The 14,936-nt window shown below is 52.2% G+C and carries 9 protein-coding genes; 1 reads left to right on the forward strand and 8 read right to left on the reverse strand.

Annotated elements, in window-relative coordinates:
- Window positions 1–43 precede the first annotated feature (43 nt).
- Window positions 44–2,656, reverse strand: a complete 2,613-nt coding sequence (pepN, locus tag V6E55_RS15840) for an aminopeptidase N (protein ID WP_316943333.1) — start codon at window positions 2,654–2,656, stop codon at window positions 44–46.
- Window positions 2,657–3,080: 424 nt separating this feature from the next.
- On the opposite strand from pepN, the gene V6E55_RS15845 reads away from it, so the two are divergent.
- Entirely contained in the window at window positions 3,081–3,344 is a 264-nt protein-coding gene (locus V6E55_RS15845; RefSeq protein ID WP_316943335.1) for a DinI family protein, read from the forward strand.
- A gap of 123 nt (window positions 3,345–3,467) precedes the next feature.
- On the opposite strand, the gene V6E55_RS15850 is transcribed toward V6E55_RS15845, so the two are convergent.
- The 7 genes from V6E55_RS15850 to V6E55_RS15880 form a co-directional block, all read right to left on the reverse strand.
- Window positions 3,468–4,634 carry a tail fiber domain-containing protein gene (locus tag V6E55_RS15850; protein ID WP_316943336.1) on the reverse strand — a complete coding sequence of 389 codons (1,167 nt, stop codon included), beginning with the start codon at window positions 4,632–4,634 and terminating at the stop codon, window positions 3,468–3,470.
- Window positions 4,635–4,809: 175 nt separating this feature from the next.
- Complete coding sequence (locus V6E55_RS15855; RefSeq protein WP_316943337.1) at window positions 4,810–8,967, reverse strand: phage tail protein; 4,158 nt, start codon at window positions 8,965–8,967, stop codon at window positions 4,810–4,812.
- A 53-nt stretch (window positions 8,968–9,020) separates the two neighbouring features.
- A complete protein-coding gene (locus V6E55_RS15860; RefSeq protein WP_256044333.1) occupies window positions 9,021–9,608 on the reverse strand; it encodes a tail assembly protein in 588 nt (195 codons plus the stop codon).
- The gene (locus V6E55_RS15865) at window positions 9,608–10,318 is read right to left on the reverse strand and encodes a C40 family peptidase (RefSeq protein ID WP_023296258.1); all 711 of its coding nucleotides are present in this window, start codon (window positions 10,316–10,318) and stop codon (window positions 9,608–9,610) included. Before V6E55_RS15865 ends, V6E55_RS15860 begins: the two co-directional genes overlap by 1 nt.
- Before the next feature lie 2 nt (window positions 10,319–10,320).
- A complete protein-coding gene (locus tag V6E55_RS15870; RefSeq protein ID WP_200923581.1) occupies window positions 10,321–11,079 on the reverse strand; it encodes a phage minor tail protein L in 759 nt (252 codons plus the stop codon).
- The gene (locus V6E55_RS15875; protein WP_045350813.1) at window positions 11,076–11,414 is read right to left on the reverse strand and encodes a phage tail protein; all 339 of its coding nucleotides are present in this window, start codon (window positions 11,412–11,414) and stop codon (window positions 11,076–11,078) included. The genes V6E55_RS15870 and V6E55_RS15875 overlap by 4 nt, the downstream gene beginning before the upstream one ends.
- A gap of 2 nt (window positions 11,415–11,416) precedes the next feature.
- A complete protein-coding gene (locus tag V6E55_RS15880) occupies window positions 11,417–14,881 on the reverse strand; it encodes a phage tail tape measure protein (RefSeq protein WP_316943353.1) in 3,465 nt (1,154 codons plus the stop codon).
- Window positions 14,882–14,936 lie beyond the last annotated feature (55 nt).

Here is a 14,936-nt window from a genome sequence, read left to right on the forward strand (position 1 = left end):
ACCCCGCCCTCTCCAACAGGAAGAGGGCGGGTAAAGCTTTCTATCAGGCCAGTGCCTTAGCGATCTTCTCGTACAGATCGCCAGACAAGTTTTCCAGCCCTTTCAGTTGCTCAAGTGCAGCACGCATTTTCGCCTGGCGCTTCGCATCGTAGCGTTTCAGACGGATAAGCGGCTCGATCAGACGTGACGCCACCTGCGGGTTACGGCTGTTCAGCTCAGTCAGCATTTCCACCATGAACTCATAACCGCTGCCGTCTTCGGCGTGGAACGCAGCCGGGTTACTGCTGGCAAACGCGCCAATCAGGGAACGTACGCGGTTCGGGTTGCTCATAGTGAACGAACGGTGCTTCAGCAGGCTGCGTACTTTGCTGAGTGCGTCTTGCGCCGGGCTGGTCGCCTGCAGGATGAACCATTTGTCCATCACCAGGCCATCCTGATGCCACTTGTCGTCATACTCCTGCATTAGCGCATCACGGCACGGCAGTTCGGCGGCGACGCTTGCAGCCAGGGCAGCAAGTGCGTCAGTCATGTTATCCGCTTCGTGATACTGCTTGCTTACCAGGGCGTTCGCCAGCTCGGTTTCACCAAACGCCAGATAGCGCAGGCAAGTATTACGCAGAGAACGCTTACCGATGTCTGCGTGCTCTACGCGATAAGCATCAAGTTTATTGGCGTTATAAATAGCCAGGAACTCATCTGCCAGTTCGGTCGCCAGCGTGCGAGTCAGCGCTTCACGCACCGCGACGATGGCAATTGGGTCGATGATGTCAAACAGTTCGGCGATTTCACTGGCCGATGGTAGCGTCAGGATTTCAGCCGCCAGAGCCGGATCAATCTTCTCATCCAGCAGGATTGCGCGGAACGCGTCAGCCACATGGACAGGCAGCGACAGCGGTTGCCCCTGTTGATGGCGATTTACATTCAGCTTGATGTAAGTCGCCAGCAGACTTTGCGCGGCATCCCAACGGGAGAAATCGTTACGCGCGTGACGCATCAGGAACGTCAACTGTTGATCGCTCCATTTATACTCCAGCTTCACTGGCGCAGAGAATTCACACAGCAGCGCAGGCACCGGCTGGAAGTACACGTTGTCGAAGATAAAGGTCTGCTCAGATTGGGTTACATTCAGCACGGAATGCACCGGATGGCCGCCCTTCTGCAGTGGGATCACTTTACCTTCGTTATCATACAGTTCAATACTGAACGGAATGTGCAGCGGATATTTCTCTTCCTGCTCTGCCGTTGGCGGCGTGCGCTGACTGATGGTCAGGGTGTACTGTTCGGTTTCCGGATTGTAATCGTCTTTGACGGTGACAATCGGTGTACCCGCCTGGCTGTACCAGCGGCGGAAGTGAGAGAGATCCACATTGGAGGCATCTTCCATCGCCTGAACAAAATCGTCGCAAGTGGCCGCGCTGCCATCATGACGTTCGAAGTAGAGCTGCATACCTTTCTGGAAGTTCTCTTCACCCAGCAGAGTGTGGATCATGCGGATAATTTCAGAACCTTTTTCATACACCGTCAGGGTGTAGAAGTTGTTCATCTCAATGACTTTATCCGGGCGGATCGGGTGCGCCATTGGGCTGGCATCTTCCGCAAACTGCAGGCCGCGCATCGTACGCACGTTGTTGATGCGGTTAACCGCACGAGAACCTAGATCGGAGCTGAACTCCTGGTCACGGAAGACGGTCAGGCCCTCTTTCAGACTCAACTGGAACCAGTCGCGGCACGTGACGCGGTTACCCGTCCAGTTATGGAAATACTCGTGACCGATAACACGTTCGATATCGAGGTAATCTTTATCGGTGGCAGTATCAGTGCGGGCCAGCACGTATTTAGAGTTAAAGATGTTAAGGCCCTTATTCTCCATCGCGCCCATGTTGAAGAAATCGACAGCCACAATCATATAGATGTCGAGATCATATTCGAGACCAAAGCGCTCTTCGTCCCACTTCATGGAGTTGATAAGCGACGTCATCGCCCACGGTGCACGGTCCAGGTTGCCCCGGTCAACAAACAGCTCCAGTGCCACTCCGCGGCCGGAGCGCGTTTTGAAAGTGTCGCGTAACACATCGAAATCACCCGCCACCAGCGCAAACAGATAGCATGGTTTCGGGAACGGATCCTGCCATTGCACCCAATGACGGCCGTTCTCCAGTTCGCCTTCGCCCACACGATTACCGTTGGAGAGCAGGAATGGGTAGAGCGTTTTATCGGCGATAATTTTCGTTGTGAAGCGTGCCAGCACATCCGGGCGATCGAGATACCATGTGATGTGACGGAAACCTTCCGCTTCACACTGAGTGCACAGCGCCACACCAGACTGGTAAAGTCCTTCCAGTGCCGTGTTGGCGGCCGGGCTGATTTCATTCACGATGCGCAGCGTAAAGTGTTCCGGCAGGTTGTCGATCACCAGCTGGTTGTTTTCTTCTTTATAGTCAGACCAGGCTTCATCATTAATATGCAGGGAGACCAGCGTCAGGTCTTCACCATCAAGACGCAGTGGCACAGCAGTCGCACTGTGGCGCGTCACCTGGCTTACCGCCGTCACAACGGTTTTAGTGGCATCCAGGTCAAAAGTCAGATCGATATCGCTAATCAGGTATTCCGGCGCACGGTAGTCGTGGCGGTATTTGGCTTGTGGCTGTTGTGTCATAGAAAACCTTATGCATCGTTTGTCGAGTAACGTTTCAATATATTCCTGTTGTGTAAAACACGCTATGCAGAATGTTCATCTTTTCAGGTACAAAACTCTTTTTTGCTACATTTATATAATATGAACTCATAGTTTTTAAAATCGATAAAGATCGTCCAGGAGCGCTTTAAACATGGGATGAGCGAGATCGAGATAAAGCTTGATTAACGAACTTTAACGAACTTCACAGACCACTTTTGCCCCATCCATGCCCCACGCATAATTTTAGTCAGCGCCAGACCACATCAGCCCTGTAGGGCTAATCGATAACAAACACGCCAGCAGTACGTTCCCCAAAATTTAAAAACAAGTTGTTCATGCCTTGACAGACAAAACCGCCAAAGCAAAAATACTGTATATTCAAACAGTGATTAGCGGAGCATTTATGTTCGTAGAACTGGTTTATGACAAGCGTAATGTTGAGGGGCTCGAAGGGGCCAGAGAAATCATTCTGGCCGAGCTGACGAAGCGGGTGCACCAGATTTTCCCTGATGCCGAAGTGAAGGTGAAGCCGATGCAGGCAAACGCCCTGAATAGCGATGCCAGCAAAAGCGATCGGGAAAAGCTGAACCGTATGCTGGAGGAAATGTTTGAAGATTCTGACATGTGGCTGACCTCTGAATATCCTACTGTTCGCCAGCATAGGTAGCACCATATCGGGCAGTCAGTTCAGCAGCTGCCCTTTTGTCATTTACGCACGCCACTCCGGAAACTTCTATAAAGCGTGCACCCAGCCATATCATTAATTATTACCATCAACTTTCTGTCCATCCTAACTGACCATCTGAGTAAGTCTGGTTTCAAGCTCACTTACGCGTCGTAGAAGTTGCTGAACGACGGGAACAAGGTACGCCGCCCCAATCTCCCCAGGGTCAACAATCTTACCGTCTTCGTAAGTCGTGGTTTCGCCTTCCTCGTCATTTACCGTGAGTGACGAGGTAGCTATCAGTTCTGCGTCCAGGGCCTCCACGTTCTGGGCGCTGTACCCAACCCTTACCTGGTCGGGACTCCATTTGAACGCATAACGAATCGGTCTTAACCCCTGGATAAATTGAACTGCCTCCTCCTCTGATATTTCTCTGATGATATTTTTCACGCGCTCATCAGAAGCAACTGGAGTGATTGTGCCAGCTGCTGTTGTTACTGCGCTGTTAGAGCGGTTGAAGGTCCAGTATTGAGTGGTAGCCCCTGTAATGCGGATTGAGAAGGATTCCAGCTCTTGCCCGCCACCACGAATACCGCCAATTCGCCATAAATCACTGAACCACTGCCCCCGAATTTCATTAGGATAAGCACCAACGGTCGAGGTGTCTGCCGGTTGAAAAGTATAAATATCGTTTACGTTTGGTCTTGCGCCAACGTGGCTCAGCCCGCGGCCATCCACTACGGTACTAACTACCTTTGCGAAACCAACATCGCTTGAACTTCCCAAACCAATGTTTGTACGAGCATCTGAGGCAGTCTTAGCTCCTGTTCCACCCTGGCCAACGCTGAGAGCTGTAGTCAGCCCGGAAAGGCTGGTGATGTCGCTGTTTGCCCCTTTCTTCGCCAGCGATTTCTGACCCGGAACAGTGACGGCCACACCATTAATAGTGATCGTGACGTCTGTAGTACCGTTCATCACATCAGCGAAACCGCTCATGTAACGCTGGTACATAGTGAAGGTTTCAGCAATATCCTGCGCCAGGCCATCCACGCTCAGGCTGTCGCTCAGCAAAATGGAATACTTCGTTCCGGCCGGTATTGCAGGACTTGCCGCAGGTGTCACGGTGAGACTGGTTGCCCCGCCGATAGCGGTGATCTGGAAAACCTGCGCTGGGCTGGTCAGCGCGATGACGGTACAGCCGTTACGAATCAGCGAGCCAGCTGCAGTGAAGTTTGTTCCCGTACCTGTAAGGGTATTTCCGCTGATGGCAATAGTGCCGGTGTTATAAAGCATATTTTCTCCTGTTCTCGGTGCATCGCCTGAGCAGGCTTTGCATAATTTAGATTAAATGTTTGAAAGCGAGGGTGGACCAGACATAATAAATAACCGAGCCGAATATTTTAATTACTACCTAAACTAGGGATTGCCATTCCACCCTAATAATAAAAACTATTTAAACTTTTTATTTCTAGCCAACAAACGATCCTGTACCTCTTGTTATTGTTAAACTTGGGGAGTAAATGACTTTGCTTACTGAGTTAACATTAACGATAGTTAATGTTGCCGTTACCGTGCTTGCATTTATTCCCTTAACTCCAAATCTAAATGTGTAAAAATTATTAGCATACGCGCCGGATTTCACTGGAAGGTTTGAAAATGTTTTGGATGTCCCATTAATATCAATAATGACATTCATACTGGAATCGGCATTCACTGATGAATAAAAGGTTGCTTCTACAAGAGCATTCTTAGCGAGACTACTTGATCCTGAGTCAGTATAAGTAATATTTTTAACTAAATTAGCAGTTCCGCTTAATGAAGCATCCGAACCGACACCAACGTTGGCAATATCCCCAACAAATGACGTTGCCTCTATTGTTCCGGTAAATTTTCCTCCTGACGCATAAACCATCCCTCTTACTGTTACGTTATTGAAAACAGCATATCCTGATTTGTTAATGTGCCAGCCAACATTTCCCGTTCCGTCCCAGGTTGTCGACTGGATGTAGCTGCCGATTTTGAGGTTGCCAATTGTCCCGTCACCAATGACCGTGTCCCGGATTATCGTTTGCCCGTTCTGAATTACAAACGGCAGCGTAACGTTGCCTCCGGCCTGAGTCATAACAGCGAAGCGGTCAGCCAGGAAAAGCACCTGGGATTGCATACCAGCTGGCGTGTTCTCAACTCCGATCCCCATCCCGGCGGCGTACTGTCGCCCGTTGGCATCAACTGCTACTTTGATGTTGTACATCGCACTGAGGTTATTATTGATGTCGGCTGATACCTGGCTGTTCTGGATAATAGCTGCAGACTGACCGTTTACCGTGACCTTGAGCGAGTTAATTTGCGCAGCAGATGCCTTGGTGAAATCAGCAAGCGTCTTAGACAGGTCGGTGACATTCGCCGTGTTTCCACCGGCGCTGGAATCCAGGGTACGCAGAGACTCAGCGACAGCCTTACTTGCGTCGGCCATGACATTGTCGACTCGCTCTATACTGGCTTTGTTATCACCATACTGAACGCTCAGAAGGTTGCGCTGGTTAACCTGTGCGAGAGTACTGGTGATCAGCGCAATAGCATTGTTCTGAATACCTCCGCTGGCCTTGTCTGTTTTCGCTCCAAGCTCTTCAAGTCGTGACGCCATTGATGAATCCAGGTCTGTGACAACCTGGCTAAGGTTGGTGATTGAAGCTGTATTCTGCGCACCGACTGCAGCAGCAGAATCCGCTTTATCAGAAGCGACCTTCGTGGCCGCGGTGAGTTGACTGACCTCAGAGGCTCGAGCTTCCGCTTCTGTTGCTAGAGCCTGTCGAACCTCGGTAACACCCGCTTCGTTTTGCTCTGTCTTAGCCTCCAGACGTGTTACGTCCGTTACACGCGCCTCCGTCTCAGTAGCGATCACCTCGCGGAGCTGTTCGAATGTCGCAGAATTAGCTCCCTGCTGTGCGGTCTGTCGCACGACAACATCAGCAATAGCCAGCGCATTGCCGATAATTGCTTCTGCTGTTTGTTTATTCGAGCCTACTGCCGCAGCCAGACCATCGGCATTCTCCTTAATTGCCTCTGAAAGTTCGGCCAGTTTCTCGCTACTGGCTACTGCATCCTCGATCAGGTCCTTGAAGACTTCAGAGCTTTTGATGTCCTCCAGGATTGCATCGGTGATATCGGAGACATCGATACTGGCCTGCCCACGCACCCAGCCGGTATAACCTGACTCGTTGCCGCTGCGGTCAACCAGCTGCGCACGGTACCAGAATATCTGCCCAGCCTTAAGGCCCATCTGCTGATATTTGCGCTGCGGATAAGGCACATCGGCCAGCAGCATCGCATCGTCCTCGGTACCGGTCGGGCTGTACTGAATTTCCGTCTTCAGCGTGTCGTCGGTGTTCGCCGGGAATCCCCAGCTAAGCTCGATACCGAAAACCACATTATCAGAAGCGATGAAGCCGACCGGTTTCGGCGGATTGCCCACTTTACCCGTAAGATTTACTTCTGATGATGTCGCCCATACTGATGAAACGTCGCTGGCGTTCACCGCCCTGACACGGACCAGATAGCGACCCGAGTAGATACCCTGCACTTCAAAGCCGAGAGAAGACGTTCGGGGCACACTAATCCAGTTGCCGCTGTCACGCCGCCATTCCGCCTCGTACGCAACTGCACCCTGAACAGAATCCCAGGCAACGCGCATAGTGGTAATCGCAATGTTCTGGTTAACCGTAGAGTAACTGTCTACGACAATATTTCCTGGGGGAGCCTGAACCCCCGGTGGAATGACACTGACTGGCCGCTCGTCCAGTCTTGCGCCGGTATCAACAGCGGAATAGATATCAGGGTTGTAAGTCGTCCCGGTGACCTCGAAAGTACCGTCGTTGTTGTCCCGCGTTCCCGTAACACGGAAAAGCGCTATAAACAGATCGTCAGAGTCCACACCCCAGTTACATTCAGCCTCCGGCGTTTCGCTGTAGGGTGTGGTGACAGTGACTGTGTTTCCGTTAACGGCCTGGACGGTTCTGGCCTGAGCTGTGCCTGACGGAAGATTCAAAAACAGCCTATTACCGGCTTTCACATCAGCAGCGCGATCGAGGGTTATGTTGCGGCCGTTAACCGCACTCACCCTGCCGCCGATAGTTCTTCCGGCCAGCTCGTTAGCAGCCACGCCGATCACCTCACCAACAGGGGGGACGTCCATGCCTGTGCTGAAGGTCACCACCTCGCCGATACCGTTGGTAAGCAGCGCCCAGCGCCCCCGCCGGTTTGCCTCTGACTGCCTGGTGCAGCCGATCGCAGTCATTTCGAGCTGACGATAATCGAAACGCATGGCCAGATCGCTATCGTAAACAGGCTCAGGCGTATCTTTGTAGTGGTTGGCAGGGTCTGACCAGTTCACCAGCGCGGCAGTGTTTCGGGTGGTTTCACTCGGGTCCGCAAAGGTAAATTTTCCTTCAACAACGCTGGCGTGGTTGTAGATGTGCCACACATCCCGGGGCATATCGGCCAGGACATACATCTTATTGTCGCCCCAGTACGTCATGCCGCGAAATATACCCGCCAGATCACGAAGTACGGTCCAGGCGTCATTACGGTCCTGGATATAAACGTTGCAACGAAAACGAGGCTCCGTCCCGCTGCCGCCCTTGCCGTCTGGTACCAGTTGATCGCAATACTGGGCGATGCGATAAAGTTCCCATTTGTCTATCTGAGTCGCATCGATTCTTTGACCCAGCCCGAAGCGCTCGTTCAGAATGATGTCGTAATAAATCCAGGCAGGGTTATCCGTCCACGCCCATTTAAATACGCCCTCCCATGTACCAGAATAAGTGCGGGTTTCGGGATCATAAGTATCAGGTACACGGATGATTCGCCCTTTCGGATTACACACAACCTGAGGAATGCCATTAGGGAACTGCTTTGCGTCAAACTCTACATACAGCAGCGCTGTGTTAACGTAGCGAAGTTTGGCGTCAATAATTTCAGTAACGGCCACAACGCGCATGGTGTCGACGATATTCACGCTCGTGGAATCCGGCGTGATTCTGCGAACCCGCAACTGCCATCCAGTCGAGGCTTTCGGAAGATTGACGCGGTGACTGCGCTCATAAAGCGACGTGGTTTTGTCATCAACAGCACCGTTAACCACCGTTTCATACGGCCCGCCATCGACCGACAGATCGATAGCATACTCAACGCGGGTGCCGACTTTATCGCCGTTGTTTTTCTGGAGTAAAAGAGTTGGCCATCCCAGGCGAATTCGCAGCGCAGAGAGCTGCGTGTTGGATACCGCGCGCACGTACGGCACAGCCTGTTTCAGCTCATATGAAACCTGAAGTTCGTTTTCAATGCCCGGAAAGCCCTGAATGTAATCCTGGTCCTGAGTACCGGAACGGAACTCGTATTTTACATTATTGAAATTGTAACTTCCGTCGGCGTTCTGGAGAGGCGTGTATGAAGATGAGTCACCAAGGAAAATATTTTTACCATCAAGCCCACCGGCGAACTCCCCCTCCCCAAGAGCAATAAGCACTTTTGCCCTGGCAATGGACTGAATGCTGTCCGGTGCCTCAACAGGCGTTCGGGTCTGATTGCTGCCACCTTTGCCGCGGCCTTTGATGATTGTCGTCGTCATATCGCATCCATAAAAAAAGCCACCGTTAGGTGGCTTACAGTGGGTGGTTTGGTTTATTGCTGATCTTCTGCATATATCCCGGCGGAGATAATAGCGCCGCCTATTTCTCGCTGACCATAAAGCAGGGGAACGGGATTACCGGAAGCTGTCGTATTAACGGGTCCACCAAACGCATAGGAAGGTTTGTTATCAGGATCTTGCCGCATTCGCAGACCTGAGACCTGAGGAGAGAGCATTTGCACTACACCGCCAACGGCCATAGAGCCAGCTGCGGCATATAGTGCCATTTGTGTGCTTGCTGCCCATCCTATTGGGTTCCACCAGGTAAAGGCCGCAATTGCGGCGGCAGTAACAATTTGAAAGAGCCCCGCCCTTTTACTACCGCGTATGACAGGGATAATGCGGAGCTCATCACCAGGCCCAAGAAGATCAAACTCTTCCTTGCCTATGTTTATTTGGTTTCGGAAGATGACAAAGTCCAGCCCTTTCGCTCTGGTCTCGCGCAGGTAGGAATCAAATCCATCAATAGTGTTAGAAAGCGCCCTGAAAACTTCGCTGGCGGACGTTAGTGCACGGCGATGTGTCCTGCCAAATCGCTGAGCCATTGAGCCGCTGAGTTTGATAACGGTTTTTCTTTCCATTACATCAAATCCTTATAACGCAGAATTTTGATGGTACGGTCACGGTAATAGCCACCGTAGGGAATACGCTGGCTTAGCTGGCCATACATGTGATGCAGTAGCATGTTGCCATCAAGCAAAATCCCGGCATGGTTCGGGACGGTGGACTGAACCTGCATGATAACCATGTCACCTGGCTGAGCGGGACCGTCGTACTCACGGAAACCGCATTCCTGCCAGTTATCCATATAGAGGTTTTCACCCTGCTCCCACCAGTGGCGATCTACGCTGTAGTTGGGCAGTTCAATGCCGTGCTCGATGCGGAAATAGTCCATGATGAGAGACCAGCAGTCTGCATACCCGAGTACAAACTGGCGCCCTGTGAGGGGACGGTCTCCGCGAGGCATGACGGTGCGAATGTCGCCCTCCGGCCACGATGCAATAATCCAGGGCAGTTCCGTGGCATCACACATCAGCATGTCGAGCTCGCTCGGCTGAGTTGTTGCCCCGTCGCCGGGATGGCTGTGGACGATCGCCACCACAGTGCCCTGCTCTTCAGCGGCCGCATAATCCTCAGGATTAAGTTCAAATTGCTCAGTCGGCGACTCAGCATTATTTTTGCAGGGGATGTATTTCTCCACCCGCCCCTTCTGAATAACCACGCCACAGCACTCCTCGGGGAAGGATGCGGCGGCATGCGCCAGAATGGCGCTAACTGTTTTGTCGCGCATGATTATCCTCTCAGAAGTGAAGAGCCGGGGAACCCGCCATAATCCAGCTGTTCATTCTCTCCGAAGCGAGGTTTACAGCCCGTTGACAGCAATCCGGAGCAAACATCCTGTGAAGGATCGTCCACCCGATTGCCGTCTTTATCGAACCAGCCGTTTTGCCCGGCGTAGGTGCAGCCGTTCCCGGTTTTGTACCAGCCCCGCATGCACCACGTGCACATTGGCTGAATTTGCCGGGTCGGAATGAGTTGCCCTCGCAAATCGGCTGGACTTGAAAGCTCAAACTCTACGGTTTCATCGTCTGACCCTGATTTACGGTCGATGTAATAAACCTGTTTGCGCTCCTCGTTGGGATTCGCAGTCGGGTTCCCGCCAGGAAAATTTCTTGCGTCCATGTAGTGAGCGAAGGTGTCATGGATGATCACCTTTGCTTTAGCCATCCCCTGAAACCTGCGGCACAGCGCGCCAATCGTACCGCTGATGTTTGCAACAGTGAGTGACGGCCGTGAACTCTGGCCGTCACTGCTTACAGATATGCCGGTCAGTTCATACGGCCACGCGCCATACTCCTGCCCCTGCCACCACACTGACTTCGGCTCAAGTTTTGACTCGTCGCCGCCTGCGGCGATGATTTCCGCCTCGGTATGCGGGATTGTCTCGTTGTGAAAGCGAAGAATACCCGCACCGAACGCTGAGCCGTCTACCTCAATCAGGCGGACGCGCTTACCCGGCTCCAGTTTCTGGACATCAGATGAAATACTCATGGATGGTATGCCTGTATGAATGTGCTGCTGAGGGTGTATTTTTTGTTGCCGTGGGTAGATATCTGGAAGGATTCCGCGCGCCATAAACCTGAAGGCTCAAGCGGTGGCTTCCAGATAAATGACTTCCACCCTGCATGTCTGTTCAGAAAGTTTTTAATGGCCTGAATGTAAGCCTCATCGCCGGTAAAGCTCACACTCCACTGAGGTGTTACCGGGTTGATGCCGTCCCCGGCCACCTGTGTATAGCCATCGCCAAACTGCGCCTTTCGGGTACGAAAACTTGTATCAACCTGAGAGGTAACCTTTGGGCACCAGCTGAAGGTTTCGACTGCCATGGTTAAACTCCCTTGATTAATCGCCACAGAGGCGAGCCCGGCATGCTGGCCTGTTCGTTAATGACACCAGTGATGGCATCCTTAAGCTGCCTGCCTGCTGCTCCGGCGGTTCCCTGACTGGCTGCCTGTGGTGATCCACCCTGAATATTGATATCGCCGAAGTTAACTGAAGGCACACCGCCGGAGACCTGCGGAGTACCAACTGCCCGAACTCCCAGCGAACCATCAGCGGCGCGCGTAAGCGGCATAATGGCTTCCGGACCAGCCTCGGCAAAAACCCCTGCGCCTTTGGCAAAAGCAAACAGCTGAGGCGTCTGGAAAACGCCATTGCTGTAAGCGCTCAGGGACGGAGAGTCGTAAACATTACCCTTCGCATTAAAGGTAAAGTTCGCGCCGGCATTCTGAATAGCGGTACCGCTGCTGGCGGTTGCGGCTGACGAGGCACCAAAACTGAACAGTGATCCAATTGAGCTCACGCCATTAGCAACAGCCATGTTCACCAGAACGTTCTGGATGATCTTCAGTACGCTCACGCCCCAGTCCTTCCAGCTGTCAACGTTGCCATTGAGCATGTCGGTGATCGTGGTGACCGCGCCACCCATGGCCTGCTTCATGCCGTCAGCAGCCATGGAAGAATAATCAGTAGCTTCGTCCACCCAGTTCGCATAACCCTCAGACAGTCCCGTCATCCAGTCGTCACGCTGCGCATCAGAAGCTGCGTAATATCCCTCCTGGTCGCGCAGGCGCTCTTCGAGGTAGCGCTTATTAAGTGCCAGCCCCTGCTGATAGAACGTCTCGTCGATTTCACCAGCCTGACGCTGGCGGAGAAGATCGGTATTCTTCTGCTCAAACTCCTTACGCAGATTGAACTGCTCCTGAAGTCTTTCACGGAACCGGGAGCCCTGCCCGTATCCCAGCAGTTGCGCTTCATTGGCTGCGCGGGCGCTGGCGTTACTGTCGGCAAGGTTGGATTCGTAATTTCGCAGTTGCTCACGTAATTTAACCTGGTCAATCAGCGCAGCATTCTGCAATACCGTCTTTTTCTGGGCTTCTGTCAGAGAAGCAAGTTCGCCCTGGCTGACCTGGTATTTAACCTTCGCCAGTTCAGTATTCTGGCCTTGCAGGGCAATCTGCTCTTTTTGCTGCTTGATAAGGCGCTTATACACATCCTCGGTTTTCTCGCCTTCGGTTTTACCACCCTTCGCCTTAGGTTTGTTGGCCTCATTATTCCGCCATTCAGCAAGACCGTTATTAATCAACTCCTGACGGCCTGTCTGGAATTGCGGATCACTGGTTAACCCCAGGTCATCGGCTGCATAACTCAGTCGCAGGCGCTCTTTTGCTTCACCCTTCAGGCGTGACAACTCCAGATCCCGGCGGCTCTTTTCGAGGGCATCAGTTTGCTTTTTGTCGAGGTCGGCCTGAGGAAGTCTGAGCGGGACGTTAGCCAGCCCTTGCCGGGCCATTAATAGCTGATTTCCCAGCCCCAGCAGACGGTTAAATTCAGTATGCTGACCATTCATCATGATCATCGACTGATATACCGCATTCTGTCGCCAGGCTTGTTCGCGTATTAAATCATTGCGACGTCGCTCAATTTCTTCGAGAGCCTGCTGTATGCCGCGAGATTTATCTCGCATGTCATTTAATTTTCCCTCTTCAACAGCAAGTTGATCCGTAACGATAGCTATCGCTCTCAGTATATTTGCATCGTTCTCGCTGGTAATGCCCGGTTTTCCACGCGATGCATTCAAATCGTCGATCTGGTTCTTCAGCTCACCAACCTTTTTGGCTTGCTCATCAACCAAACGATTTTGCTCTACCAGAGCACCAACAGTTCTCCCCCTATTGTCGTCTGTTTCAGACAAAGACATGCGGGAAGTTTTTTCTCGTATTTCGTCGATTTGACTGGCGTATTCCTGGGCAGAGCGACGTGCCTGCTCCTGGTTTTGATACATCGCATACCAGGCTCCAGCACCCAACATAACTAAACCAGGAACTCCACCGATGAGACCAAGTGCACCACTCATCAGGCGAGTACCAACTGATGTTACATTGTTGAGATTTCGCTGGGTGGAGACGCGATTTGCCAGATTCCTGTCTCTGGCTGCCTCCGCAGAAGCCAGCCGTCTTTCAGCAATAGCCTGAGCGTCGGCATTTTTTGCAGCCACCAGCCCTGCCTGCGCACGCTCAAGCGCAGTTCTGGCCCTGACTTTTTCTGTGGCGGAGCCACTTGCAAGAGCAGTGGTCAGCCTGGCTTGAGCTGCTGTGACTTTGGCTTCCGCTGCCGCAATTTTTTCTTGCTGAGCGGCCTGAACATCTGCACTTCGCGATCTTTGAACAGCTTGCTGGGCTCGATAAACTTCTGCCCTTGAAGCTGCAACAGCAGACTGAGCCGCTTTATCCTGCGCGACAGCAAGGGCAACCTCTGATTTCGCAGCTGAAATTAGCGCACCTGTTGCGCTACTGGCGCTGGTTACAACTCCGCTGAGGTATCTTGCCAACCCAACACCAACAAGCGCCCCAGCGACTGTTGTAATTGTTGACATATTGTCAGCAACGTCATTCAGAGCGCCGCTCACTGCTGATGAAGTAAAAGAATCAAGCGTCTGGGCAACATTATCCAATCCGCCAGACAACGCATCAGTAGCACCGGTTGCCTGGTTTACACCGCCCACCAAGGCCATGAATGAGTTAGTTACTTTTTGAAGGGATCCGGAAACCGTTTGTGGCATGCTGGCAAATTCGCCCTGCAATGCTCCTAACTGGCTCATTAAAGCTGGGACAACCTTATCGATCGTAAGCTGTCCCTGGTCAGCCATGCTCTTGAGGTCTTTACGGGCTACACCCATTCCCGCAGCCAGAGCGCGGATTACCCGATCACCGGCTTCGTTAACGGCATTAAATTCTTCACCACGAAGAACGCCTTGTGCGAGCGCCTGGCTGAACTGAGTAATAACAGAGCTCGCCTCCTGAGTGTTAGCCCCAGAAAGTTTGAGGCCGGTAGAGACAGCTTCGGTAATTTTCAGAACTTCGTCAGAGCTATAACCGTACTCGCGCATTGAGGCTGCTGCACGGGAAAAAAGGTTTGCGTTATCTGAAAATGCCGTGCCGGTTCTTTGGCTGATTTCCATTAACTGACGCTGTGAAGCGGCAAAATCATCAGCAGAAGATGATGCCTGTTTAAGACGAGCGTTTACGGAGTTCCACTCATCAGCAATCTGCACAATTTTACCAGTTGCAAAAGCTGCCGTAGCTGCGGCAGCAGCCCTTCCAGCAGATGCAAATCCGGCAGTCAAATCAGAGAGCGCCCTTTCGCTCTCTCTGGCAGCAGCAGCGGCCTGCCGACCGCCATTCTGCATGGTGCGGTAATAATCCTGCCCCATTCGTGAGGCGCGAGCAATCTCACTCTGGAAAGACTGAGAGTTCGCGGAGATTTTAATTATTAGTTCGCGTAGAGCCGCCATCTCTTGTACCTTAATAATGAAAATAGAATAGCCACTCGGACTAACACCTGAGAGG

It is taken from the genome of Enterobacter sp. 342, assembly GCF_036663495.1.
In the GTDB taxonomy this organism is placed as follows: domain Bacteria; phylum Pseudomonadota; class Gammaproteobacteria; order Enterobacterales; family Enterobacteriaceae; genus Enterobacter.

Bases quoted from the DNA above. Each gene is read 5' to 3' on its own strand.
- pepN (WP_316943333.1), bottom strand. From the start codon at position 2,656: ATGACACAACAGCCACAAGCCAAATACCGCCACGACTACCGTGCGCCG.
- V6E55_RS15845 (WP_316943335.1), top strand. From the start codon at position 3,081: ATGTTCGTAGAACTGGTTTATGACAAGCGTAATGTTGAGGGGCTCGAA.
- V6E55_RS15850 (WP_316943336.1), bottom strand. From the start codon at position 4,634: ATGCTTTATAACACCGGCACTATTGCCATCAGCGGAAATACCCTTACA.
- V6E55_RS15855 (WP_316943337.1), bottom strand. From the start codon at position 8,967: ATGACGACGACAATCATCAAAGGCCGCGGCAAAGGTGGCAGCAATCAG.
- V6E55_RS15860 (WP_256044333.1), bottom strand. From the start codon at position 9,608: ATGGAAAGAAAAACCGTTATCAAACTCAGCGGCTCAATGGCTCAGCGA.
- V6E55_RS15865 (WP_023296258.1), bottom strand. From the start codon at position 10,318: ATGCGCGACAAAACAGTTAGCGCCATTCTGGCGCATGCCGCCGCATCC.
- V6E55_RS15870 (WP_200923581.1), bottom strand. From the start codon at position 11,079: ATGAGTATTTCATCTGATGTCCAGAAACTGGAGCCGGGTAAGCGCGTC.
- V6E55_RS15875 (WP_045350813.1), bottom strand. From the start codon at position 11,414: ATGGCAGTCGAAACCTTCAGCTGGTGCCCAAAGGTTACCTCTCAGGTT.
- V6E55_RS15880 (WP_316943353.1), bottom strand. From the start codon at position 14,881: ATGGCGGCTCTACGCGAACTAATAATTAAAATCTCCGCGAACTCTCAG.